The organism is Pseudomonas sp. BN414 (assembly GCF_029871275.1).
Classification (GTDB): domain Bacteria; phylum Pseudomonadota; class Gammaproteobacteria; order Pseudomonadales; family Pseudomonadaceae; genus Metapseudomonas; species Metapseudomonas resinovorans_C.
Genome location: NZ_SSOL01000054.1, coordinates 125,095 through 148,579, shown reverse-complemented (window position 1 = coordinate 148,579; position 23,485 = coordinate 125,095). Strand labels below are relative to the sequence as shown.

The 23,485-nt window shown below is 62.1% G+C and carries 22 protein-coding genes; 5 read left to right on the top strand and 17 right to left on the bottom strand.

Annotated elements, in window-relative coordinates; genetic code table 11:
• Window positions 1-18: 18 nt before the first annotated feature.
• The 4 genes from glmM to rlmE all read right to left on the bottom strand — a co-directional run bounded on the left by glmM (window position 19) and on the right by rlmE (window position 4,977).
• Entirely contained in the window at window positions 19-1,359 is a 1,341-nt protein-coding gene (glmM, locus tag E8E95_RS11195) for a phosphoglucosamine mutase (RefSeq protein ID WP_280350011.1), read from the bottom strand.
• Between the two features lie 18 nt (window positions 1,360-1,377).
• Window positions 1,378-2,229, bottom strand: a complete 852-nt coding sequence (gene folP / locus E8E95_RS11190; RefSeq protein WP_280350009.1) for a dihydropteroate synthase — start codon at window positions 2,227-2,229, stop codon at window positions 1,378-1,380.
• A 9-nt stretch (window positions 2,230-2,238) separates the two neighbouring features.
• Complete coding sequence (ftsH, locus tag E8E95_RS11185) at window positions 2,239-4,152, bottom strand: ATP-dependent zinc metalloprotease FtsH (RefSeq protein WP_280350007.1); 1,914 nt, start codon at window positions 4,150-4,152, stop codon at window positions 2,239-2,241.
• Between the two features lie 201 nt (window positions 4,153-4,353).
• Entirely contained in the window at window positions 4,354-4,977 is a 624-nt protein-coding gene (gene rlmE / locus E8E95_RS11180; protein ID WP_280350005.1) for a 23S rRNA (uridine(2552)-2'-O)-methyltransferase RlmE, read from the bottom strand.
• Between the two features lie 76 nt (window positions 4,978-5,053).
• Here rlmE and E8E95_RS11175 point away from each other — a divergent pair, with 76 nt between their 5' ends.
• Window positions 5,054-5,368 (top strand): YhbY family RNA-binding protein, encoded by a 315-nt coding sequence (locus tag E8E95_RS11175; RefSeq protein ID WP_280350003.1) that lies wholly within the window; start codon window positions 5,054-5,056, stop codon window positions 5,366-5,368.
• A gap of 21 nt (window positions 5,369-5,389) precedes the next feature.
• On the opposite strand, the gene E8E95_RS11170 is transcribed toward E8E95_RS11175, so the two are convergent.
• The 9 genes from E8E95_RS11170 to grpE form a co-directional block, all read right to left on the bottom strand.
• Window positions 5,390-5,830 carry a DUF4149 domain-containing protein gene (locus E8E95_RS11170; protein WP_280350001.1) on the bottom strand — a complete coding sequence of 147 codons (441 nt, stop codon included), beginning with the start codon at window positions 5,828-5,830 and terminating at the stop codon, window positions 5,390-5,392.
• A complete protein-coding gene (gene greA, locus E8E95_RS11165) occupies window positions 5,808-6,284 on the bottom strand; it encodes a transcription elongation factor GreA (RefSeq protein WP_016494781.1) in 477 nt (158 codons plus the stop codon). The genes E8E95_RS11170 and greA overlap by 23 nt, the downstream gene beginning before the upstream one ends.
• The gene (carB, locus tag E8E95_RS11160) at window positions 6,281-9,502 is read right to left on the bottom strand and encodes a carbamoyl-phosphate synthase large subunit (protein ID WP_280349999.1); all 3,222 of its coding nucleotides are present in this window, start codon (window positions 9,500-9,502) and stop codon (window positions 6,281-6,283) included. The genes greA and carB overlap by 4 nt, the downstream gene beginning before the upstream one ends.
• Before the next feature lie 19 nt (window positions 9,503-9,521).
• The gene (gene leuE, locus E8E95_RS11155; RefSeq protein WP_280350118.1) at window positions 9,522-10,172 is read right to left on the bottom strand and encodes a leucine efflux protein LeuE; all 651 of its coding nucleotides are present in this window, start codon (window positions 10,170-10,172) and stop codon (window positions 9,522-9,524) included.
• A 25-nt stretch (window positions 10,173-10,197) separates the two neighbouring features.
• A complete protein-coding gene (carA, locus tag E8E95_RS11150; protein WP_280349997.1) occupies window positions 10,198-11,334 on the bottom strand; it encodes a glutamine-hydrolyzing carbamoyl-phosphate synthase small subunit in 1,137 nt (378 codons plus the stop codon).
• Window positions 11,335-11,539: 205 nt separating this feature from the next.
• Entirely contained in the window at window positions 11,540-12,343 is an 804-nt protein-coding gene (dapB, locus tag E8E95_RS11145) for a 4-hydroxy-tetrahydrodipicolinate reductase (protein WP_280349996.1), read from the bottom strand.
• Between the two features lie 82 nt (window positions 12,344-12,425).
• Window positions 12,426-13,553, bottom strand: a complete 1,128-nt coding sequence (gene dnaJ / locus E8E95_RS11140) for a molecular chaperone DnaJ (RefSeq protein WP_280349995.1) — start codon at window positions 13,551-13,553, stop codon at window positions 12,426-12,428.
• Between the two features lie 124 nt (window positions 13,554-13,677).
• Entirely contained in the window at window positions 13,678-15,591 is a 1,914-nt protein-coding gene (dnaK, locus tag E8E95_RS11135) for a molecular chaperone DnaK (protein ID WP_280349992.1), read from the bottom strand.
• 98 nt (window positions 15,592-15,689) lie between these two features.
• Window positions 15,690-16,259: a nucleotide exchange factor GrpE gene (gene grpE, locus E8E95_RS11130; RefSeq protein ID WP_077522835.1), complete on the bottom strand. Its 570-nt coding sequence runs from the start codon at window positions 16,257-16,259 to the stop codon at window positions 15,690-15,692.
• Window positions 16,260-16,415: 156 nt separating this feature from the next.
• On the opposite strand from grpE, the gene recN reads away from it, so the two are divergent.
• Window positions 16,416-18,089, top strand: coding sequence for a DNA repair protein RecN (recN, locus tag E8E95_RS11125; RefSeq protein WP_280349989.1), 1,674 nt, complete (start codon window positions 16,416-16,418; stop codon window positions 18,087-18,089).
• Between the two features lie 60 nt (window positions 18,090-18,149).
• Here the strand turns inward: recN and fur are convergent, their stop codons facing one another.
• Entirely contained in the window at window positions 18,150-18,554 is a 405-nt protein-coding gene (gene fur / locus E8E95_RS11120; protein ID WP_077522831.1) for a ferric iron uptake transcriptional regulator, read from the bottom strand.
• A 99-nt stretch (window positions 18,555-18,653) separates the two neighbouring features.
• On the opposite strand from fur, the gene E8E95_RS11115 reads away from it, so the two are divergent.
• Window positions 18,654-19,187: an outer membrane protein assembly factor BamE gene (locus E8E95_RS11115; protein WP_077522829.1), complete on the top strand. Its 534-nt coding sequence runs from the start codon at window positions 18,654-18,656 to the stop codon at window positions 19,185-19,187.
• A 53-nt stretch (window positions 19,188-19,240) separates the two neighbouring features.
• Here the strand turns inward: E8E95_RS11115 and E8E95_RS11110 are convergent, their stop codons facing one another.
• Both E8E95_RS11110 and E8E95_RS11105 read right to left on the bottom strand, forming a co-directional pair.
• Window positions 19,241-19,561, bottom strand: a complete 321-nt coding sequence (locus tag E8E95_RS11110) for an RnfH family protein (protein WP_280349986.1) — start codon at window positions 19,559-19,561, stop codon at window positions 19,241-19,243.
• A complete protein-coding gene (locus E8E95_RS11105; RefSeq protein WP_179057734.1) occupies window positions 19,554-19,988 on the bottom strand; it encodes a type II toxin-antitoxin system RatA family toxin in 435 nt (144 codons plus the stop codon). The genes E8E95_RS11110 and E8E95_RS11105 overlap by 8 nt, the downstream gene beginning before the upstream one ends.
• Window positions 19,989-20,143: 155 nt before the next feature.
• Between E8E95_RS11105 and smpB the strand changes: the two genes are divergently transcribed.
• Window positions 20,144-20,623, top strand: coding sequence for an SsrA-binding protein SmpB (smpB, locus tag E8E95_RS11100; protein ID WP_028629989.1), 480 nt, complete (start codon window positions 20,144-20,146; stop codon window positions 20,621-20,623).
• 47 nt (window positions 20,624-20,670) lie between these two features.
• On the opposite strand, the gene E8E95_RS11095 is transcribed toward smpB, so the two are convergent.
• Window positions 20,671-21,438, bottom strand: coding sequence for an FCD domain-containing protein (locus E8E95_RS11095; protein WP_280349984.1), 768 nt, complete (start codon window positions 21,436-21,438; stop codon window positions 20,671-20,673).
• A 324-nt stretch (window positions 21,439-21,762) separates the two neighbouring features.
• Here E8E95_RS11095 and E8E95_RS11090 point away from each other — a divergent pair, with 324 nt between their 5' ends.
• A complete protein-coding gene (locus E8E95_RS11090) occupies window positions 21,763-23,448 on the top strand; it encodes a lactate permease LctP family transporter (protein ID WP_280349982.1) in 1,686 nt (561 codons plus the stop codon).
• Window positions 23,449-23,485: the final 37 nt, after the last annotated feature.

The following is a 23,485-nucleotide window of genomic DNA, read 5'->3' as shown; positions in this document are numbered from 1 at the left end:
TTCAACAAGCAAGAGAAATCAAGCACATACCTCGGTTACGACTTTTGCCAGTTCTTCGGCGTAGCCGCGCACCAGCTTTTCGTCGTCGCCTTCGACCATCACACGTACCAGTGGCTCGGTACCGGACTTGCGCAGAAGCACACGCCCACGACCTGCCATCTGGGTAGTGACGCGGGCAGACGCATCTTTCACAGCCGGATGGTTGATCGGGTCCACATCACCACCTGCGTAGCGGACATTGATCAGCACCTGAGGGCACTTGCGCATGCCCTGACGGGCTTCGGCGAGGGATTGACCGCTGCGCTGCAAGGCCAGCAGGACCTGCAAAGCGGAAACGATGGCATCACCGGTCGTGGTGAAATGGCTGCAGACGATATGGCCGGAATTCTCGCCGCCCAATGTCCAGCCATTCTTCTGCAGTTCGCTCATCACGTAGCGATCACCGACTTTGGCACGTACGAAGGGTATGTCGAGTTCCTTGAACGCCAGTTCGAGACCCAGGTTGCTCATCAGGGTGCCGACGACACCGCCGTTCAGCCTGTCACGACCATGCAGGTCACGGGCGATCAGATAGATCAGTTCGTCGCCATCCACCACTGCACCGGTGTGATCGACCATCAGCACACGGTCGCCGTCACCATCGAAGGCAATACCGATGTCCGCGTTCTGCTCGACCACAGCTGCCTGCAGGCTGCTCATGTGAGTGGAGCCGCAATCGTCGTTGATATTCAGCCCATTGGGCTGTGCTGCCAGCACGCTGACCTGGGCACCCAGCTCGCGAAAGACGCTTGGCGCGACCTTGTAAGTGGCACCGTGAGCGCAGTCCACCACCACCTTGAGGCCACCGAAGTCGGTACTGATCGGGGTAGTGCTCTTGCAGAACTCGATATAGCGGCCGGCGGCGTCGTTGATGCGGGACACCTTGCCCAACTGAGCAGAATCCACCACGGTCATCGGCTGATCGAGCAACTCTTCGATCATCAGTTCCACCTCATCCGAGAGCTTGGTGCCCTTGCCGGAGAAGAACTTGATGCCGTTGTCGTGGTGCGGGTTGTGCGAAGCACTGATGACGATGCCCGCATCGGCCAGGAAGGTGCGGGTCAGATAGGCGATAGCCGGCGTGGGCATTGGGCCGAGGAGCATCACGTCGGCACCGGCGGCGAGCAGACCGGCCTCGAGCGCGGACTCGAACATGTAGCCGGAAATCCGCGTGTCCTTGCCGATCAGGATGCGGCACTTGCCCTGTTTACGAAACGCCATCCCGGCGGCCCAACCAAGCTTGAGCATGAATTCTGGAGTAATCGGGAACTGCCCGACGTGGCCACGAATACCGTCGGTGCCAAAATACTTTCTACTCATTGGGTGCTCCGTATTGTCTTATTCCGCCGCTTGTACCGCGGCGATCATGCGTACTGCGTCAACGGTCTCTGCGACATCGTGCACACGCACGATGCGTGCGCCCTTGGCCACGGCCAGGGCGGCCAGCGCGAGACTGCCAGGGAGACGCTGCTGAACTTCCCGTCCCAGCGTCTGGCCAATCATGCTTTTGCGCGAAACCCCAACCAGCAATGGACGCCCAAGCTCATGCAGGGCCTCCATATGCTTGAACAGGCTGAGATTGTGCGCCAGGGTCTTGGCAAAGCCAAAGCCCGGATCCAGGACTATCCGATCTTCTGGAATACCCACAGCCAGGCAAGCTTGCATGCGCGCGGAAAGGAATTCGCCGACTTCGCGCACAACGTCGCCATAGTGCGGGTCCTGCTGCATGTTGCCCGGCTCGCCGAGCATGTGCATGAGACAAACCGCCAGACCTGTATCGGCTGCGGCGTCCAGGGCGCCATCACGACGCAATGCACGCACATCGTTGATCATTCCAGCACCCAGCCGGGCGCCTTCGCGAATCACTGCGGGCGTCGACGTATCCAGAGAGATGACCACATCCAGCTCGCGGACAATGGCTTCGACCACAGGCGCTACGCGTTCGAGCTCCTCGGTCGGGGACACGGGGCGCGCGCCCGGGCGAGTCGATTCACCGCCGACATCGATCAGGGTCGCGCCAGCAGCCACCATTTCCTCGGCATGACGCAGTGCTGCGTCACGCACATTGAAACGGCCGCCGTCGGAGAAGGAATCGGGAGTGACGTTGAGAATGCCCATGACTTGCGGCTGGGCCAAATCAAGAACCCGGCTGCCGCAAGGCAACCGGGTCTGGTACTGCACTGACTTCATCTACAGGCCTTAGTGTTCGCCAGCCGGCCCGCCGATGGGGGTTTCAGGGCGCTTGGCATCTTCACGCGGAGCAGGAGTGCCGGAAGTACCCGAACCACCTTGCCAATCCTTGGGCTCACGCACCGTGCGACCGGCCATGATGTCGTCGATCTGCTCGGAGTCGATGGTTTCGTACTTCATCAGGGCTTCAGCCATGGCATCGAGCTTGTCGCGATTCTCCGTCAGCAGGTTCTTCGCGGTGGTATAGCTCTCGTCGATGATGCGACGAACTTCCTGGTCGATCAGCTTGGCGGTTTCACCCGACAAATTCGCGTGCTGCGCGCCAGCGCTGCGGCCAAGGAACACCTCGCCCTCCTCTTCCGCGTACATCAGCGGACCGAGCTTCTCGGACAGGCCCCACTTGGTGACCATGTTCCGAGCGATCTGGGTCGCACGCATGATGTCGTTGGAAGCGCCCGTGGTGACCCCATCGAAGCCCAGGGTCATCTCCTCGGCGATACGGCCGCCAAACAGCGAACAGATCTGGCTGGTCAGCGCGCGCTTGGACAGGCTGTAGCGGTCTTCCTCGGGGAGGAACATGGTCACGCCCAGGGCGCGACCACGCGGAATGATCGATACCTTGTAGACCGGATCATGTTCCGGCACCAGGCGACCGACGATGGCGTGACCCGCCTCATGGAACGCGGTATTCAGCTTCTCTTTCTCGGACATGACCATGGACTTGCGCTCGGCGCCCATCATGATCTTGTCCTTGGCCAGCTCGAACTCTTTCATTTCGACGACGCGCTTGTTCACGCGAGCAGCGAACAGGGAGGCTTCGTTGACCAAGTTGGCGAGGTCGGCACCGGAGAAGCCCGGGGTACCACGCGCGATGACGGCAGGATCGACGTCGTCGCCCATGGGGACCTTGCGCATGTGCACCTTGAGGATCTGTTCACGACCACGGATGTCCGGAAGGCCCACGACCACCTGACGGTCGAAGCGACCAGGACGCAGCAGGGCCGGGTCCAGCACATCAGGACGGTTGGTGGCGGCGATCACGATGATGCCGTCGTTCATTTCGAAGCCGTCCATCTCCACCAGCAACTGGTTGAGAGTCTGTTCACGCTCGTCGTGACCGCCACCCAGGCCGGCACCACGATGGCGACCCACAGCGTCGATTTCATCAATGAAGATGATGCATGGCGCGTGTTTCTTGGCCTGATCGAACATGTCGCGGACACGGGATGCACCCACACCGACGAACATCTCGACGAAGTCAGAACCGGAAATAGTGAAGAACGGCACCTTGGCCTCGCCTGCGATGGCCTTGGCCAGCAGGGTCTTACCGGTACCGGGCGGACCGACCATCAGGACGCCGCGCGGGATACGACCACCCAGACGCTGGAACTTGCCCGGATCGCGCAGGAATTCCACCAGCTCGCTGACTTCTTCCTTCGCTTCGTCGCAACCGGCGACGTCGGCGAAAGTGGTCTTGACCTGGTCTTCCGACAGCAGGCGCGCCTTGCTCTTGCCAAAGCTCATCGGGCCGCCGCGACCGCCGCCGCCGCCCTGCATCTGGCGCATGAAGAACATGAAGACAGCGATGATCACCAGAATCGGGAAGCTGGCCACCAGGAGCTGGGTCCAGATGCTCTGCTGTTCAGGCTGCTTGCCTTCGATGATCACGTTGTTGTCGATCAGGTCGCCAATCAGACCGCCATCCTGAATCGCCGGACGAATCGTCTTGAAGGGCTCGCCATCGTTGCGCTTGCCGGTGATGACGAAGCCATCGACGGTCACGCGCTCGACCTTGCCTTCCTTAACCTGCTCGATGAATTCCGAGTAGTTGAGTGTCTGCGGTTCGCTTGGACTGGAGAAATTGTTCATCACCGTGACAAGGACGGCGGCGATGATCAGCCACAGGATGAGATTTTTTGCCATATCGTTCAATTAGCTACCCTCTGGAACGGGCTCCTTCCTGGAGCGCAGCCCGCATGACGGCTGGTGATTAATCGGCCTAACTTACTACACAACCCCTGCCCCTGGCAGGCGCCGTCTGTAACCCTTTATGAGACCTCGCGGCCTCCCTGCTCTATCCAGCTCCTGCAGCAGGGAACCGATTGGTCAGGTTCCCGTTGCAGTCTATTCCCCACGGAAGCCGCGCGCGAGCAGGTATTGCTCCCGGGAGCTGTCACGCGACGAAAGCGGCTTGCGCATCTGCACCTTGTCGAACATCTCGCGCACCTGCTTGTGGTAGACGTCGAAACCTTCGCCCTGGAAGATCTTGATCAGAAAATCGCCACCCGGGCGCAAGGCACGGCCCGCCAGGTCCAGCGCCAACTCACAGAGAAACATGGAGCGCGGCTGGTCGGAGGCCCTTACGCCACTCATATTGGGGGCCATATCGGAAATCACAAGGTCTACCGGGTTGTCACCGATCGCCTCGAGGATGCGTGCGAAGACTGCATCATCGGTGAAGTCGCCCTGAATGAACGTCACATCAGGGATGCTATCCATTTCCAGGATGTCGGATGCGATCAACCGGCCGCGATCACCGATCACCCGGCTAGTCACCTGGGACCAGCCGCCGGGCGCCGCACCGAGGTCGACGACGGTCATGCCAGGCCGCAGGATGCGGTCCTTTTCCTGGATTTCGAGCAATTTGTAGCTGGCGCGGGAACGATAACCGTCCTTCTGCGCCTGCTTGACGTATGGGTCGTCGATATGTCTTCGCAGCCATTGCTGGCTACTCTTGGAACGGGCCACGGTATACCTCGTGTTCGGCTGTGCGCCCCGGAATCACTCGGGTAAACTAGCAGCCTTTTTTCGCAGGGGTTTGATTATGGCGCTCTCACAGGAGCACAAGAAGCAATACAAATCTATCGGTCATCACCTGAAACCGGTATTGACGGTCGCCGAAAACGGCCTGACCGAGGGTGTTCTGGCCGAACTGGAGCGCGCGCTGAACGATCACGAACTGATCAAGGTCCAGTTCCGCATCACTGAACGTGATGACCGCCGTGCCCTGATCGACGAGCTCTGCTCCGTCGGCAACTGCGAGTTGGTCCAGGTCATCGGAAAGATGGCGCTGGTCTATCGCCGCAATCCCAAGCCGAACCGCAACCTGTCCAACATCAGCCGTTTCAGCGGGCTCTGATTCCCCTGCCAGGGCGCGCACTCAGCGCGCCCTGCCCTCCGCCAATTTCACTGGCAAAGGCTGGATCACCAGCAGCAGGCCGCAAAAGGCCAGCGACAAATAGCTGAAATTCAGCCAGTACGCCGCCTCCGGCATCCAGAAGCGCACCAGCAGAAACACCGCCACCAGAGCCAGTACCGCGGCGAGCAATTGCGCGCGCGCATCGCGCCAGAGACGCGCAAGCCCTACATGCTGAATCAGCAGCAGGGCCTGGAGCAGTGCGCAGAATCCGGCAAAGGCTACCAGCAGGGGTCGCAGACCCGCAGACACTTCATCGACCAGCATGGGTGCCAGGCCAATCTGGCCCAGCGCCGGCAGCATGACGAAATGCAGCAGCCAGAGACCACCCACCCAGAAGGTCTGGGCCAGCTGCCAGGCAATGGCGCTGGCCCGGTAACGCTTAGACGTGGCGGACTTCGACAATCTCGTACTCGACGATACCGCTCGGAGTCTTGACGGTCACCACGTCCCCTTCTTCCTTGCCCACCAGGGCACGGGCGATGGGAGAGCTGACCGACAGCTTGCCTTTCTTGATGTCGGCTTCGTCGTCACCAACGATCTGGTAGGTAACGGCTTCGTCGGTTTCGACGTTGGCGATATCCACCGTGGTGCCGAAAATCACCTTGCCGGTATGGGCGATGCTGGTGACATCGATGACCACTGAATTCTGCAGACGGCCTTCGATATCACGGATACGCGCCTCGACCATGCCCTGCTGCTCGCGCGCCGCATGGTACTCAGCGTTTTCCTTGAGATCACCCAGCTCACGCGCTTCGCCAATGGCCTGACTCAGTTGCGGGCGCATCACCTTGGTCAGATGAGCCAGCTCCTCTTCCAGGGCGCGAGCGCCCTGGACAGTCATGGGGTACTTATTCATGCCTTGATCCCTGCATGCAGATCCTGCAGCCGGCGAACGGTCTTCTCGGAACCGAACTTGAGCGCTTCACAGACCGCCTGACCAGCCGCGATGGTGGTGGTGCAGTAGATCTTGTGCTGCAGGGCGTTACGACGAATCGAGTAGGAGTCAGCAATCGACTGACGCCCCTCGGTGGTGTTGATGATCAGGGTGACCTCATCGTTCTTGATCATGTCAACGACATGCGGACGACCTTCAGTCACCTTGTTCACGCGGCGTACCGGCAGACCAGCGGCCTCGATTACTTTGGCGGTACCGGCGGTGGCAACGACTTCGAAGCCCAGCGCGACCAGATCACGTGCGACCTGAACGGCTTCCGGCTTGTCATCTTCGCGCACGCTGATGAACGCGCAACCGGAGTTCGGCAGGATCTCGCTGGCACCCAGCTGGGCCTTGGCGAAGGCTTCACCGAAGCTGTCGCCCACGCCCATCACTTCACCGGTGGACTTCATTTCCGGGCCGAGGATCGGATCGACGCCCGGGAACTTGGCGAACGGGAAGACCGCTTCCTTGACACTGAAGAACGGCGGGATGATTTCTTCCTGGTAGCCGGCCTCGGCCAGGCTCTTGCCAGCCATGACGCGCGCGGCAACCTTGGCCAGGGACTCGCCCACGCACTTGGAAACGAACGGCACGGTACGCGAGGCACGCGGGTTCACTTCGATCACGAAGATGTCCTCGCCCTGCACGGCCATCTGCACGTTCATCAGTCCGACCACACCCAACTCCAGGGCCATTTTCTTGACCTGGTCGCGGATCTCGTCCTGGATGTGCTTCGGCAGCGAGTACGGCGGCAGCGAGCAGGCGGAGTCACCGGAGTGCACGCCTGCCTGTTCGATGTGCTGCATGATCGCGCCAATCACCACGCTCTCACCATCGCTCACCGCATCCACGTCTACTTCGATGGCGCAGTTGAGGAAGCGATCCAGCAACACCGGGCTGTCGTTGGACACCTTCACCGCTTCACGCATGTAGCGCTTGAGCTCTTCTTCCTGGTAGACGATTTCCATCGCCCGGCCACCCAGTACATACGACGGGCGCACCACCATCGGGTAACCGATGTTCTTCGACAGAGCCAGGGCTTCGTCTTCACTGCGCGCGGTAGCGTTGGCCGGCTGACGCAGGCCGAGACGCTGCACCATCTGCTGGAAGCGCTCGCGGTCTTCGGCACGGTCGATGGCCTCGGGGCTGGTACCGATGATCGGCACGCCGGCCTCTTCCAGAGCGCGGCAGATCTTCAGCGGAGTCTGGCCACCGTACTGGACGATCACGCCTTTCGGCTGCTCCACACGGACGATTTCCAGCACGTCTTCCAGGGTCACCGGCTCGAAGTACAGGCGGTCGGAGGTGTCGTAGTCGGTGGAGACGGTTTCCGGGTTGCAGTTGACCATGATGGTCTCGTAACCGTCTTCACGCATGGCCAGTGCCGCGTGCACGCAGCAGTAGTCGAACTCGATGCCCTGGCCGATGCGGTTGGGGCCACCGCCGAGGATCATGATCTTGTCGCGGGTCGACGGGTTGGCCTCGCACTCTTCCTCGTAGGTCGAGTACATGTAGGCGGTATCGGTGGCGAACTCGGCGGCGCAAGTGTCCACGCGCTTGTACACCGGCAGCACCTTGAGTTTGTGGCGATGGGCACGCAGGCTCTTCTCGGAAACACCGAGCAGCTTGGCCAGGCGCGCATCGGAGAAGCCCTTGCGCTTGAGCTTGAACATCAGATCCCGGTCGATGGCGGACAGACCGAGGGTCTGCACATTCGCCTCATCCTTGACCAGGTCCTCGATCTGCACCAGGAACCACTCGTCGATACGGGTCAGCTCGAACACTTCGGCGATGGTCTTGCCGGCGCGGAAGGCATCAGCCACGTACCAGATGCGGTCGGCGCTGGGGACAGTCAGCTCACGACGCAGCGTGCTTTCAGCTTCCGGATCGTTCAGATCAAGCTTCGGATCGAAACCGGCAACGCCGACTTCCAGGCCGCGCAGGGCTTTCTGCATCGACTCCTGGAAGGTACGACCGATGGCCATGACTTCGCCCACGGACTTCATCTGGGTGGTCAGGCGGGCATCGGCTTTCGGGAATTTCTCGAAGGCGAAGCGCGGCACCTTGGTCACGACGTAGTCGATGGCCGGCTCGAAGGACGCCGGGGTGCGGCCGCCGGTGATGTCGTTGGACAGTTCATCGAGGGTGTATCCGACAGCCAGCTTCGCGGCGATCTTGGCGATCGGGAAGCCGGTAGCCTTGGAAGCCAGGGCCGAGGAACGCGACACACGCGGGTTCATCTCGATCACGACCATGCGGCCGGTGTTCGGGCAGATGCCGAACTGCACGTTGGAACCGCCGGTCTCGACGCCGATCTCACGCAGCACCGCCAGGGAGGCGTTACGCATGATCTGGTATTCCTTGTCGGTCAGGGTCTGTGCCGGAGCCACGGTGATGGAGTCACCAGTGTGCACGCCCATCGGGTCGAAGTTCTCGATGGAGCAGACGATGATGCAGTTGTCCTTCTTGTCGCGGACAACCTCCATCTCGTATTCCTTCCAGCCGATCAGGGATTCGTCGATCAGCAGCTCGTTGGTCGGCGACAGGTCCAGACCACGGGCGCAGATTTCCTCGAACTCTTCGCGGTTGTAGGCAATGCCGCCACCGGTGCCGCCCATGGTGAAGGACGGACGGATGATGCAGGGGAAACCGACCTGCTCCAGCACGCCGTAGGCTTCTTCCATGGTGTGGGCGATACCCGAGCGCGGGCAGGCCAGGCCGATGTCTTTCATCGCCCGGTCGAAGCGCGAGCGATCCTCGGCCTTGTCGATAGTGTCGGCGTTGGCACCGATCATCTCGACGCCGAACTTCTCCAGCACGCCGTGGCGTTCCAGGTCGAGGGCGCAGTTCAGCGCAGTCTGGCCGCCCATGGTGGGCAGCAGCGCGTCAGGACGCTCTTTCTCGATGATCTTGGCGACGGTCGCCCACTTGATCGGCTCGATGTAGGTGGCGTCGGCCATGGCCGGGTCGGTCATGATGGTGGCCGGGTTGGAGTTCACCAGGATGACGCGGAAGCCTTCTTCCTTCAGGGCCTTGCAGGCCTGAGCGCCGGAATAGTCGAACTCGCAGGCCTGGCCGATCACAATGGGGCCGGCACCGAGGATCAGGATGCTCTTGATGTCTGTACGCTTGGGCATGGGACTCTCGTTGCAATATTCAGGACAGGGTTGCGGTCGCCAGCTTCACGCCAAAGCCGACGAACAGGGCGCCGACGCCGCTCGAGGCGCCGGCAGCCAGCCGTTTCCGCCGGCGGAACCAGGCCGCCAGGCGTACACCGGAGAAAATCAGGAAACTCAGATACAGGGCGCTGATGACTTCGAGGATTGTGCCCAGCACCAGGAACGACACTCCGGGGTAGGCGTATCCCGGATCGACGAACTGGATGAAGAAGGACACAAAGAAGAGGATCGCCTTGGGATTGGACAGGCTCAGCAGCAGTGCCTTGCGGAACGGCTGGTTAACGTCCATGTCCTTCACCGGAGCAGCCTGCTCGACCGGCTGGCGCAACTTCTGCCAGCCACCCCTGAGCATGCCGACACCGAGATAGAACAGGTAGGCGGCGCCGAGGTACTTCAGACCGAGGAACAGCATAGGTTCGGCCTTGAGCAGCGAGGCGATTCCCAGTGCCGACAGCAGCATCAGGATCGCATCCCCGAGGAACACCGCGCTGGCCGCCCGGTAGCCGGCAGCCACGCCGCGCTGGGCGGCAGTGGCGAGCACGAACAGCGAGTTCGGCCCGGGCAGCAGGACGATGAACAGCGTCCCCAGGACGTAGGTCCAGAGGTCGGTGATTCCCAGGGTCGGCATCATCTTCGCAAGCCCCTCAACGGTCTCAGCGACGCTCGGCCATCGCCGCGATGAAGCGGTCGAACAGCGGAGCCACGTCGTGCGGACCGGGGCTGGCTTCCGGGTGACCCTGGAAGCTGAAGGCGACCTTGTCGGTGCGCTCGATGCCTTGCAGGGTGCCGTCGAACAGCGACTTGTGGGTAGCGCGCAGATTGGCCGGCAGGGTCGACTCGTCGACAGCGAAACCATGGTTCTGGCTGGTGATCATCACCACGCTGGAATCCAGGTCCTGCACCGGGTGGTTGGCGCCATGGTGGCCATGGCCCATTTTCACGGTCTTGGCGCCGGAGGCCAGGGCCAGCAGCTGGTGGCCGAGGCAGATGCCGAAGACCGGAATCTCGGTGTCGAGGAATTCGCGAATCGCCTGGATGGCGTAATCGCACGGTTCGGGGTCGCCAGGGCCGTTGGAGAGGAAGATGCCGTCCGGATTCAGCGCCAGAACTTCACTGGCCGGAGTTTGCGCGGGCACCACGGTCAGGCGGCAGCCACGGGCAACCAGCATGCGCAGGATGTTCAGCTTGACGCCGAAGTCGTAGGCCACGACGTGATACGGCAGTTCGCTGGCAGCGATTTCCGGATGGCTGTCGGTTTCCAGGCTCCATACGCTGGAGCGCCACTCATAGCGCTCCTCGCAGGAGACGACCTTGGCCAGGTCCATGCCTTTCAGGCCGGGGAAGCTGCGAGCCAGTTCAAGCGCCTTCTCTTCGGTGGCGTCGGCGCCAGCGAGGATGCAGCCGTTCTGCGAACCCTTCTCACGCAGGATGCGGGTCAGGCGGCGGGTATCGATGCCGGCGATGGCGACGGTACCGTTCTCTTTCAGGTAATCGGGCAGCGACTGCTTGTCACGCCAGTTGCTGGCCAGCAGTGGCAGGTCACGAATGATGAGACCGGCGGCCCATACGCGACTGGATTCGGCGTCTTCCGGCGTGGTGCCGGTGTTGCCGATGTGCGGATAGGTCAGGGTGACGATTTGTTGGGCATAGGAAGGATCGGTAAGGATTTCCTGATAGCCGGTCATGGCAGTGTTGAACACTACCTCGCCGATGGTATGGCCATCGGCCCCAATGGCTTCGCCGCGAAAAATGCTGCCGTCGGCAAGCGCGAGTATGGCTGGCTTAATCAAGAAGACCTCCCGTAGATCAAGGCTGAAGCAAACGCAGGTTGTAAAAAAGCGGGATGACGTTGTTACCGTCACCCCGCTTTTTTATCTGAGCCATTTCTGCGTAACTTTTAGTGGACACACTAAAGCTGCAGTTTACAGGAATGCGTCATTTCGGTCCACCCGAAAGACATCCCACTTGGCAGACGCGCGATTGCGCGATCACACATCAGCGCAGGCCCAGCACGTCCTGCATGTCGTAGAGGCCCGCTTCCTGGCCGTCCAGCCAGAGCGCGGCACGTACGGCACCACGCGCGAACGTCATGCGGCTGGAGGCTTTGTGGGTGATCTCGACTCGCTCGCCTTCGGCAGCGAACAGCACAGTGTGATCGCCCACGACATCGCCGGCACGCACAGTGGCGAAACCGATGGTTTCGCGGGCGCGGGCACCCGTCTGACCCTCGCGGCCATAGACAGCGACCTTGGACAAATCGCGACCGAGCGCGTCGGCGACTACTTCACCCATGCGGAGTGCGGTACCGGATGGCGCATCCACCTTATGGCGGTGGTGGGCCTCGATGATCTCGATGTCGACCTCGTCGCCCAAGACACGGGCAGCGGTATCGAGCAGCTTGAGGCAAAGGTTCACGCCGACACTGAAGTTGGCGGCGAAGACGATCGGGATTTCCTTGGCAGCGGCGGCCAGCAGAGCCTTCTCTTCAGCGGAGAATCCAGTGGTGCCGATCACCATGGCCTTGCCCGCCTGACGGCAGACTTCCAGGTTCTTCAGGGTCACCGAAGGGTGGGTGAAGTCGATCAGCACATCGAACTCGTCGGCCACCTTGGCCAGGTCGCCCGACAGCGGCACGCCGATGCGCCCCAGTGCCGCCAGCTCGCCAGCGTCGGCGCCGACCAGAGTGCTATCCGGACGGTCGATGGCGGCAGTCAGGCCAGCGCCTTGCGCCTGCTGCACCGCTTCGATCAGGTTCTTGCCCATGCGCCCGGCGGCGCCCATGACTGCAATACGTCGCATAAAAAAGCTCCAAGCTGGAAGCCTGGAGCTGGAAACCGGTAGCGGAGCGATTCAGCTCCGGCCACCGATTACCAGCTCGTCGTTAGAGATCGCCGAAGAAGCGCTTCATACCCTCGAACCAGCTACTGGCCTTGGGCGAATGGGAGCCATCGCTCTGCAGCGTCTTGCGGAACTCGTCGAGCAGCTCGCGCTGGCGCTTGTCCAGGTTGACCGGCGTTTCCACCACTACCCGGCACATCAGGTCGCCAGCACCGCCACCGCGCACCGGCGCAACGCCCTTGCCGCGCAGGCGGAACAGCTTGCCGGTCTGGGTCGCTTCCGGAATCTTCAGTTTGACCCGGCCATCCAGGGTCGGCACTTCCAGCTCGCCGCCCAGGGCTGCGTCCGCGAAGCTGATCGGCACTTCGCAGTAGAGGTGCTTTCCATCACGCTGGAAGATCGGGTGCTCACGCACGTTGACCACTACATAGAGGTCGCCGGCCGGCCCACCCAGCGCACCAGCCTCGCCCTCGCCGGAAAGACGGATGCGATCACCGGTATCGACGCCCGCGGGCACTTTCACGGACAGGGTCTTGTGCTCTTCCACGCGCCCCTGACCATGGCAACTGCCACAGGGGTCGCTGATCATCTTGCCGCTGCCATGGCAGCGCGGGCAGGTCTGCTGCACCGAGAAGAAGCCCTGCTGCATACGCACCTGACCGATACCACCGCAGGTGGTACAGGTAACCGGACTGGTGCCCTTCTTGGCGCCAGAGCCCTCGCACGTCTTGCAGTTGACCAGCGTCGGCACGCGGATGGTCACGGTGGTGCCGCGCACCGCCTCTTCCAGATCCAGCTCCAGGGTGTAGCGCAGATCGCTGCCGCGCTGCGGACCGCCACGCTGGCCGCCACGCTGGCCACCGAAGAAGTCGCTGAACACATCACCGAAGATGTCGGAGAAGCTCGCCCCACCGAATCCAGCACCGGCGCCGCCACCCATCTGCGGGTCGACACCGGCGTGGCCGTACTGGTCGTATGCCGCGCGCTTGCTGGCATCGGAGAGAATTTCGTAGGCCTCGTTGGCCTCCTTGAATTGCTCCTCCGCAGCCTTGTCGCCCGGATTACGGTCCGGGTGGTATTTCATGGCAAGGCGGCGATAAGCCTTCTTCAGCTCCGCCTCGCTGGCGCCACGCTCGACACCAAGGGTTTCGTAAAAGTCACGTTTAGCCATAGGTTTCCTGCACTCTCGAATTCACCAGCCCCAGACACGCCAACGCGGGAGCAAGCTCCCGCGCGGCAGATCAGGCGTACGGACCGTCTGGTACCGCACGCCGGGGCGAAAGCAAGCGTGACACTTACTTGTTTTCCTTGACCTCTTCGAACTCGGCGTCGACGGCATCATCACCCGCCTTGTCCGCGCCGGAAGCTTGCGGCTGCTCACCAGCCTGAGCCTGATCGGCGTACATCTTCTGAGCCAGCGGAGTGGAAGCCTGGGACAGGGCATTCATCTTGGCTTCGATGTCGGCCTTGTCGTCGCCCTTCACGGCAACTTCCAGCTCGCCCAGCGCTTTCTCGATCGCAGCTTTCTCCTCGGCAGTGGCCTTGTCGCCCGCCTCGGTAATCATCTTGCGAGTGGCGTGAACCAGCGCATCACCCTGGTTGCGGGCAGCGGCCAGCTCTTCGAACTTACGGTCTTCCTCGGCGTTGGCCTCGGCATCACGCACCATCTGCTGGATTTCTTCCTCGGACAGGCCGGAGTTGGCCTTGATCACGATGGACTGCTGCTTGCCGGTGGCCTTGTCCTTCGCGCCAACGTGCAGGATGCCGTTGGCGTCGATGTCGAAGGTCACTTCGATTTGCGGCACGCCACGCGGGGCCGGCGGAATCTCGGCCAGGTCGAACTTGCCCAGGGACTTGTTCTGGCCAGCCTGCTTGCGCTCACCCTGCAGCACGTGAATGGTCACGGCAGCCTGGTTGTCGTCGGCAGTGGAGAACACCTGCGACTTCTTGGTCGGGATGGTGGTGTTCTTCTCGATCAGCGCGGTCATCACGCCACCCAGGGTTTCGATACCCAGGGTCAGCGGGGAAACGTCGAGCAGCAGTACGTCCTTCACATCACCGGCCAGCACAGCGCCCTGGATAGCGGCACCGATGGCGACAGCTTCGTCCGGGTTCACGTCCTTGCGCGGCTCTTTGCCGAAGAAGTCGGCAACCTGCTTCTGCACCAGCGGCATGCGGGTCTGACCACCGACCAGGATCACTTCCTGGATGTCGGATACGTCGAGGCCGGCATCCTTCAGAGCAATGCGGCAAGGCTCGATGGTGCGAGCGACCAGGTCTTCGACCAGGGCTTCCAGCTTGGCGCGGGAAATCTTCACGTTCAGGTGCTTCGGACCGGTCTGGTCTGCAGTGATGTACGGCAGGTTGACGTCGGTCTGCTGAGCGGAGGACAGCTCGATCTTGGCCTTCTCGGCGGCTTCCTTCAGGCGCTGCATGGCCAGCGGATCGCCTTTCAGGTCCATACCGGATTCTTTCTTGAATTCGTCGACGAGGTAGTCGATCAGGCGCAGGTCGAAGTCTTCACCACCGAGGAAGGTGTCACCGTTGGTGGCCAGCACTTCGAACTGGTGCTCGCCGTCGACTTCGGCGATCTCGATCACCGACACGTCGAAGGTACCGCCGCCCAGGTCATAAACGATGACAGTGTGGTCGCCCTTGGCCTTGTCCATGCCATAGGCCAGCGCAGCCGCGGTCGGCTCGTTGATGATGCGCTTGACGTCCAGACCGGCGATGCGGCCGGCGTCCTTGGTGGCCTGGCGCTGGCTGTCGTTGAAGTAGGCCGGAACGGTGATCACCGCTTCGGTCACTGGCTCGCCGAGGTAGTCTTCGGCGGTTTTCTTCATCTTCTTCAGCACTTCCGCAGAGATTTGCGGCGGAGCCATCTTCTGGCCCTTCACTTCGACCCAGGCGTCACCGTTGTCGGCCTTGGCGATCTTGTAGGGAACCATCTTGATGTCTTTCTGCACGACGTCTTCTTCGAAGCGGCGACCGATCAGGCGCTTCACGGCGTACAGGGTGTTCTGCGGGTTGGTGACCGCCTGACGCTTGGCGGACTGGCCGACGAGAGTCTCACCGTCGTTGGTGTACGCGATGATGGACGGCGTGGTGCGAGCGCCTTCGGCGTTCTCGATCACCTTGACGTTGCCGTTTTCCAGGATGGCCACGCAGGAGTTGGTGGTCCCCAGGTCGATACCGATGATTTTGCCCATATTCTCTCTCCCGAACTTGGATTCTCCGCGGCCTCACTTCATGGGCCGCGGCAGCACATAAACGCTTGAACTAACAGATGGGGGCCCGAGCCCGGATTTCAAGCCTGCTCGTCAATCGACGGCGGCGTCGCACTCGGCGCCTTGCTGACCACCACCATGGCGGGGCGCAGCAGACGACCATTGAGCAGGTAACCCTTCTGGAACACCTTCAGAACGCTACCCGGCTCGACATGGGTGCTCTCTTCCATGGCCATGGCCTGGTGGTGCTCAGGGTTGAAGGGCGCGCCATGCGGGTCCACGGCTTCCAGCTGGTGACGCTTGAGCGTGTCGTGGAACAGCTTGAGCGTCAGTTCCATGCCTTCGCGCACCGGCTTGATCGTCTCGTCGGTGGCACTGGACAGTTCCAGGCCGCGCTCCAGGCTGTCGACGACCGGCAGCAGGTCGTTGGCGAATTTCTCCAAGGCAAACTTGTGTGCTTTCTCCACATCCTGCTCGGCGCGGCGGCGGATGTTCTGCAGCTCGGCGGCAACACGCAGCGACTGATCCTGGGCCGCGGCCAGCTGCTCTTCCAGCACCTGTACGCGGGCAGCGAGGTCTTCGCCGGATGCGGTTTCGGCAGCAGGATTCGCTTCGGGGGTCTGGTTATCCAGGGTCTGTTCGTCGGCCATGCCTTCCTCCTCATAAAAGACAGCTGCGGGTAAAGACCCGCTGATATGTCCGCCTATATGGGGCCGCAATTTGTCGCTTCAAGGGGGAGGGGCGATTGTCAGGCAGAAAACAAACACTGTATAAATACACAGCCATCTCAGCGCGGGAGTCGCACCATGCTGGTACACCTGTCGATCCACAACTACGCCATCGTCGAGCACCTGGATCTGGAGCTCGAGGGTGGAATGTCCGTGATCACCGGCGAAACCGGTGCCGGCAAGTCAATCATGCTCGACGCCCTCGGCCTGACGCTGGGTGACCGCGCTGACAGCGGTGTGGTGCGCCCCGGCGCCGACAAGGCCGACATTCTTGCCAGCTTCGACATCAACGACATTCCCGAAGCCCGCGCCTGGCTGGCCGAGCGCGACCTTGAGAACGATGGTCCCTGCATTCTGCGGCGCGTCATCACCGCCGAAGGCCGCTCCCGCGCCTACATCAATGGCAGCCCCTGCCCGCAGGGCGACCTCAAGACCCTCGGCGAACTGCTGATCGACATCCACAGCCAGCACGAACACCAATCCCTGCTCAAGGCGGACACCCATCGCCGTCTGCTGGATGAATTCGCAGGCGCCAGCGACCTGGCCCGCCAGGTGCAACTGGCAGCCCAGCGCTGGCGGCAGACCCGCCAGGAACTCGAGCGTCTATCCCGCGCAGGCGACGAGCAGCGGGCGCGCCACCAACTGCTCAGCTATCAATTGGACGAGCTGGAAAATCTCGCACTTGGTGAGAACGAACTGGAACAACTGGAGCAGGAGCACAAGAACCTCGCCAATGCCGAGAGCCTGTTGGCCGCCTGCCGCCAGGTCATCGAAATGTGCAGCGACAGCGATGCCGGCAATGTGCTCAGCGCCTTGACCGCCAGTCTCAACCGCCTCACGGCGTTTCATGCCCAACCGGGCGCCCTGGCGGAGTCAGTCAACCTGCTGTCCAGCGCGCAGATCCAGGTCGAAGAAGCCGTGGGCGAGCTGAACCGCTTCCTCGATCACTTCGACGCTGACCCCGAACGCCAGCAAGCCCTGGAAGAACGCCTCGACTCCATTTACACCCTTGCGCGCAAGCACCGCGTCCAACCAAGCGACCTGGCCGAACTCCAGCAGCGCTTGCTGGATGAACTGGAAGCCCTCAACGCCGACGACGAAGCAGCCGAGCGGCTGGCCGAGGAACTGGCAGCCTATGAACGTCACTATCAGGAGAAAGCCGCGGAACTGAGCCGGCTGCGCGGCGAGGCAGCCGGAAACCTGGCTGGCGCCGTGGAAATCGAGATGCAGCGCCTGGGCATGCCTGGGGGGCGCTTCAATATCCAGCTACATGCCAGCCAACTGGACGAGCCGCAGCACTACGGACTGGAGCAGGTGGAGTTTCTCGTGAGTGCCAACCCCGGACAGCCGCTAAAGGCACTGGCGAAGGTGGCCTCAGGCGGCGAGCTGTCCCGCATCAGCCTGGCGATCCAGGTGATCACCGCGCAGACATCCCGCGTACCCACACTGGTCTTCGACGAAGTGGACGTTGGCATTGGCGGCCCCACCGCCGAAGTGGTTGGGCAGTTGCTGCGCCGCCTCGGCGAGCGCGGCCAGGTCCTCACCGTCACTCACCTGCCCCAGGTAGCCGCGCAAGGCCATCACCACCTGTTCGTGCACAAGGTGCGCGGCACCCAGGAAACTCGGACGGCGGTGGCGAAGCTGCAGGAAGCGCCGCGCATCGAAGAGATTGCCCGCATGCTGGGCGGCCTGGACCTCACCGAGGAATCCCTCGCCCATGCGCGGAAGATGGTGGTCAGCGCCCAGCGCTGATCCCTCCCCAAAAACGAAAAAGGCGACCTTGTGGTCGCCTTTTCTTATTGCGCGAAGCGCTTACTTCTTCTTGCGGATATACAGCACCAGATTGTGGTCAACCAGCTCGTAACCACGCTCTTTGACGATTTCCTTCTGGCGCTTCTCGATTTCCGGATCGAAGAACTCGATCACTTCGCCGGAATCGACGCACACCATGTGGTCGTGGTGACCGCTATCGGCCAACTCGAACACTGCATGACCGCCGTCGAAGTTGTGACGAACCACCAGGCCCGCCGCTTCGAACTGGGTCAGAACGCGATAGACAGTGGCCAGACCGACATCTTCGCCGGCATCCATCAGGGCCTTGTAAACGTCCTCAGCGCTCATATGGCGTTGCTCGGTGGAGTCGAGCATCTGGAGGATCTTGACCCGAGGCAAGGTCACCTTCAGGCCAGCTTTACGCAGTTCGTTGTTTTCAACCATGGTCGGTTTTCTCGAGGAATGCGGCTTTCGCAGCTTCCCTTAATGCAGGTATGATCGGGACTTTTCGTGCCCAGCCAAGATAGTGGAAGTCTCCCACCGATGCAAAACACCAAGCTCCTGCTGACCAGCCTTTCATTCGCAGGCTTGCTCGCACTCGCCGGTTGCTCGTTTCCCGGGGTCTACAAGATCGACATCCAGCAGGGCAACGTCGTAACGCAGGACATGATAGACCAGTTGAAGCCCGGAATGACCCGGCGTCAAGTGCGGTTTATCATGGGCAACCCGCTGATCACCGACACTTTCCACGCCAAGCGCTGGGATTACCTCTACAGCATCCAGCCCGGCGGCGGCCAGCGCCTCCAGGAACGTGTCAGCTTGATGTTCGACAACAACGATCAACTGATTGGTCTGGCGGGTGACTTCATGCCCGGCGTGAGCCGTGACGAAGCGATTCTCGGCGGCGAAAGCACCACCACGACCACCGAAGCCAAGCCGGAACAGCCGCAAGAGCAGCAAAAGCCCGAAGAGCCGGCAGCACCGGGCTCCCTGCTGGAGAAAATCCAGAAGGAAGTGGACAGCGCCGAACCCGTTCCGGTACCGATTCCGGAACCGCTGGAAACTTCGCCGCAATAACACGCGGCAACAAAAAAGCCCGGGCTGGTCCCGGGCTTTTTCATGGCTGGAATTCAGGCGTCCCGTTCGCCCGCCCGCACCTGGGCAGCCTTGGCCGCACGCTGCTTGCGCACTTCCTTGGGATCGGCAATCAGGGGTCGATAGATCTCCACCCGATCACCCTCTTCCAGCAGTCGCGACTCCGGGTCCGACAGCGCCTTGCCGAAGATGCCAAGCGGGCAGTTTGCCAGGTCCAGGTCGGAGAAGTGCTCCGCCATCCCCGAACGCAGCACCGCCTCCCGGGCACTGATGCCCGCAGGGACCTCAAGCCGCAGCAACTGCTGGCGGCCCGCCAGGGCGTAGACCACCTCGATCCGGATCACACCCTTAGCCATAGATTTGCTTCGCGCGCTGGCAGAAGGCATCCACCATGGTGTTCGCGGCCTGGGTGAACAATGGCCCCAGCGTGGCCTTGATGATAGGGCCCGCGTAATCGAATCGCAGATCCAGGCTGATCTTGCAGGCCTTGTCTCCGAGCGCCTTGAAATGCCACACGCCGTGCAATTGACTGAAGGGGCCTTCCTCCAGGTTCATCTCGATCGTGCTGCCACCATCCAGTGTGTTGCGGGTCACGAAGCGCTGGCTGAGGCTGCCCTTGGCCACCTCGAGGCTCGCGAGCATGTGGCTCTCGCTTTCCTCCATCACCGTGGCGGCCGAGCACCAGGGCAGGAATTCCGGGTAACGCGCCACATCGTTGACCAGGTCGTAGAGCGCCTGCGCAGGGAACGGCAACAGGGCGGAGCGCTGGATATGGGTGGTCATCTTGGCCTCGAACGGGGGTTCCAGGCCGCGCCGCATATGAATGCGCCGGGCCGGACTGGTCAAAAAAAGTGCCGCATTGTCGGGGATTCACCAGCATCGCTCAAGCCTACGCCGCCGTAGCCGCGCCGTCTGCGACTCCCTATAATGCGCCGCCTATGGCCAAGCAAAAGAAACATCCGGAAGGCACCATCGCCCTCAACAAGAAGGCGCTGCACGACTATTCCATCGAACAGAAATTCGAAGCCGGGCTGGCTCTCGCCGGCTGGGAAGTGAAAAGTCTGCGCGCCGGAAAGGCACAGCTGGTGGACAGCTATGTGCTGCTGAAGGACGGCGAAGCCTGGCTGCTCGGCAGCCACATCACCCCACTGAAGACGGCAAGCACCCACGTGATTGCCGACCCGGTGCGCACCCGCAAACTGCTCCTGCACAAGCGCGAGCTGGGCAAGCTGTTCGGCGCAGTCCAGCAGAAGGGCTACGCCTGCGTGGCGCTATCGATCTACTGGAAAAAGCACCTGATCAAGTGCGAGATCGCCTTGGCCAAGGGCAAGAAGGAGTTCGACAAGCGCGCCACGGAGAAGGAGCGCGACTCCGACCGCGAGATTGCACGAGCCATGCGCACCAAGGGCAAGGAATAAGCCTTACTAGAAAAAACGCCGGGCGATGCCCGGCGTTCTTGTTTGCCTCAGATTCCCTGGCGCCGATGCGATCTTGCCAACCGCCGCGCCTCCAGCTGACCTTCTTCCAGCACCTCCTGCACGTACTGGATGTGCTGATGGGAAATCTCCCGCGCCTCCTCCGCACGCCGCTCGATGATCGCCTCGTAGAGGGCACGGTGCTGCCTGGTCAGCATCTCGCGGGTCTCGCCACGCTGCAGGTACATCCCACCGATATTGGTCACCACGTTGTGCTTGAGCAGATCGAACAGGCCACGAATGGTGTGCAGCAGCACCGCGTTATGGCTCGCCTCGGCGATCGCCAGATGGAAGCGCGCGTCCGCCGCGCCCTCCTCCGCTCGACTGGCCTTGCTGTCCGAGGCGTAGCAGGCCTGCAAGTTCTCGTAGGCCTCGGCCAGGCGCTCGTGATCCACCTCGGTCGCCCGCTGCGCCGCGTAGTAGGCGCATGAACCTTCCAGGGTGTGGCGGAACTCCAGCAGATCGCGCTGGGCCTCGGGATTGCTCTCCAGCAACTGCAGCAGAGGATCACTGAAGGTCGATCCCAATTCGGCCGCGACATAGTTGCCCCCGCCCTGCCGACTGACCAGCAACCCCCGCGCCACCAGCTTCTGGATCGCCTCACGCAATGAGGGGCGCGACACGCCGAACTGCTCGGCCAACGCACGCTCAGCAGGAAGCCGCTCACCGGCCTTCAAGGTGCCCTCGAGGATCATCGCCTCGAGCTGACTGACGATATCGTCCGACAAGCGGCGCTGACGTATCTGACCGAATCCCATTGCTCTACCCAACCTTTCACGCCACCTCGGGCGGCCTTCAAACACAGCGCCTGCGGGGCGCGACGCGGCAGCCTAACCAGCCCGCCAGCCACGCACAAGAAGCGCACCTTCCATCTGCCGCTCGACCAAAGTCGCAACGCGGCAAATTGACACAAGGATAGTCCGGCTTTTACTCTGAGCCGTCGCCTTTGTAAATTGGTATTACCAATTCAGACGATTCGCAGCGCCGACTCGGTCTTCGCCTGCCGCCGCGCCACGAGCGCAACGGTTTTCGCCCGATCCGGCAAACAGGCACTCCAAAAACAATTAGGGAGCCACCCCACGATGCAAACCTGGCAGCAGATCTATACCCCCCTTGGCAGCCTCGGGCTGTCGGCGCTCGTCGCACTGATTCCGATCATCTTCTTCTTCCTGGCCCTCGCGGTGTTCCGCATGAAGGGCTACATCGCCGGCACCATCACCCTGGCGCTGTCCCTGGCGGTGGCGATCTTCGCCTTCCAGATGCCGGTGGACATGGCGTTCGCCGCGGCCGGATACGGCTTCGCGTACGGACTCTGGCCCATCGCCTGGATCATCGTCGCGGCGGTGTTCCTCTACAAACTCACGGTCAAGAGTGGCCAGTTCGAAGTGATCCGCAGCTCGGTGCTGTCCATTACTGACGACCAGCGCCTGCAGGTCCTGCTGATCGGCTTCTCGTTCGGCGCCTTCCTCGAAGGTGCAGCCGGATTCGGCGCCCCGGTGGCCATCACCGCCGCCTTGCTGGTGGGCCTCGGCTTCAACCCGCTGTACGCAGCCGGCCTGTGCCTAATCGCCAACACCGCACCGGTAGCCTTCGGCGCACTGGGCATCCCGATCATCGTTGCGGGACAAGTCACCGGCATCGACGCATTCAAGATCGGCGCCATGACCGGCCGCCAGCTGCCGCTGCTGTCGATCATCGTGCCCTTCTGGCTGGTCGCCATGATGGACGGCTGGCGCGGCATCAAGGAAACCTGGCCGGCAGCCCTGGTGGCTGGCGCCAGCTTCGCCGTCACCCAGTACTTCACTTCCAACTTCATCGGCCCGGAACTGCCCGACATCACCTCCGCCCTGGTGAGCCTGGTATCCCTGACCCTGTTCCTCAAGGTGTGGCATCCCAAGCGCGCTGAAGACCGCGAAGTGGTCGGCGTCTCTGGTGGCGCAGCGGTGATGGGTGGCTTCGGCGGCCCGCGCAGTACGACGCCTTCGCCCTACAGCTTCAGCGAAATCCTCAAGGCCTGGTCGCCCTTCCTGATTCTGACCGTACTGGTGACCATCTGGACCCTGAAGCCCTTCAAGGCCATGTTCGCCCCGGGCGGCGCGCTGGAGCAGTTCGTCTTCCTGTTCGCCATTCCGCACCTGGACCAGCTGGTGATGAAAGGCGCCCCCATCGTGGCCACCGCAACCGCCATTCCGGCCGTCTACAAGCTCGACCCGGTGTCCGCCACTGGCACCGCGATCTTCTTCTCCGCGCTGATCTCCATGATCGTCCTGAACATCCACATCAAAAGTGGTCTGACCACTTTGAAAGAGACCTTCGTCGAGCTGAAGTGGCCGATTCTCTCCATCGGCATGGTGCTGGCCTTCGCCTTCGTCACCAACTTCTCCGGCATGTCCACCACCCTGGCACTGGTCCTGGCCGGTACCGGCGCGGCATTCCCGTTCTTCTCGCCGTTCCTCGGCTGGCTGGGCGTGTTCCTCACCGGCTCGGATACCTCGTCCAACGCCCTGTTCGGCTCCCTGCAGGCCACCACGGCGCATCAGATCGGCGTCAACGACACCCTGCTGGTTGCGGCCAACACCAGCGGTGGCGTGACCGGCAAGATGATCTCGCCGCAATCCATCGCCGTGGCCTGCGCCGCCACCGGCATGGTTGGCAAGGAATCCGACCTGTTCCGCTTCACCCTGAAGCACAGCCTGATGTTCGCCGCCATGGTCGGCCTGATCACGCTGGCTCAGGCCTACGTGTTCACCGGCATGCTCGTCCATTGATCGAGCGCCCGGGCTGCCCCGCGCGGCAGCCCGGTTT

Coding starts and splice junctions, on each gene's coding strand:
- glmM (WP_280350011.1), bottom strand. CDS start 1,359: ATGAGTAGAAAGTATTTTGGCACCGACGGTATTCGTGGCCACGTCGGG.
- folP (WP_280350009.1), bottom strand. CDS start 2,229: ATGAAGTCAGTGCAGTACCAGACCCGGTTGCCTTGCGGCAGCCGGGTT.
- ftsH (WP_280350007.1), bottom strand. CDS start 4,152: ATGGCAAAAAATCTCATCCTGTGGCTGATCATCGCCGCCGTCCTTGTC.
- E8E95_RS11175 (WP_280350003.1), top strand. CDS start 5,054: ATGGCGCTCTCACAGGAGCACAAGAAGCAATACAAATCTATCGGTCAT.
- greA (WP_016494781.1), bottom strand. CDS start 6,284: ATGAATAAGTACCCCATGACTGTCCAGGGCGCTCGCGCCCTGGAAGAG.
- carB (WP_280349999.1), bottom strand. CDS start 9,502: ATGCCCAAGCGTACAGACATCAAGAGCATCCTGATCCTCGGTGCCGGC.
- leuE (WP_280350118.1), bottom strand. CDS start 10,172: ATGCCGACCCTGGGAATCACCGACCTCTGGACCTACGTCCTGGGGACG.
- dapB (WP_280349996.1), bottom strand. CDS start 12,343: ATGCGACGTATTGCAGTCATGGGCGCCGCCGGGCGCATGGGCAAGAAC.
- dnaJ (WP_280349995.1), bottom strand. CDS start 13,553: ATGGCTAAACGTGACTTTTACGAAACCCTTGGTGTCGAGCGTGGCGCC.
- dnaK (WP_280349992.1), bottom strand. CDS start 15,591: ATGGGCAAAATCATCGGTATCGACCTGGGGACCACCAACTCCTGCGTG.
- grpE (WP_077522835.1), bottom strand. CDS start 16,259: ATGGCCGACGAACAGACCCTGGATAACCAGACCCCCGAAGCGAATCCT.
- recN (WP_280349989.1), top strand. CDS start 16,416: ATGCTGGTACACCTGTCGATCCACAACTACGCCATCGTCGAGCACCTG.
- fur (WP_077522831.1), bottom strand. CDS start 18,554: ATGGTTGAAAACAACGAACTGCGTAAAGCTGGCCTGAAGGTGACCTTG.
- E8E95_RS11115 (WP_077522829.1), top strand. CDS start 18,654: ATGCAAAACACCAAGCTCCTGCTGACCAGCCTTTCATTCGCAGGCTTG.
- E8E95_RS11110 (WP_280349986.1), bottom strand. CDS start 19,561: ATGGCTAAGGGTGTGATCCGGATCGAGGTGGTCTACGCCCTGGCGGGC.
- E8E95_RS11105 (WP_179057734.1), bottom strand. CDS start 19,988: ATGACCACCCATATCCAGCGCTCCGCCCTGTTGCCGTTCCCTGCGCAG.
- smpB (WP_028629989.1), top strand. CDS start 20,144: ATGGCCAAGCAAAAGAAACATCCGGAAGGCACCATCGCCCTCAACAAG.
- E8E95_RS11095 (WP_280349984.1), bottom strand. CDS start 21,438: ATGGGATTCGGTCAGATACGTCAGCGCCGCTTGTCGGACGATATCGTC.
- E8E95_RS11090 (WP_280349982.1), top strand. CDS start 21,763: ATGCAAACCTGGCAGCAGATCTATACCCCCCTTGGCAGCCTCGGGCTG.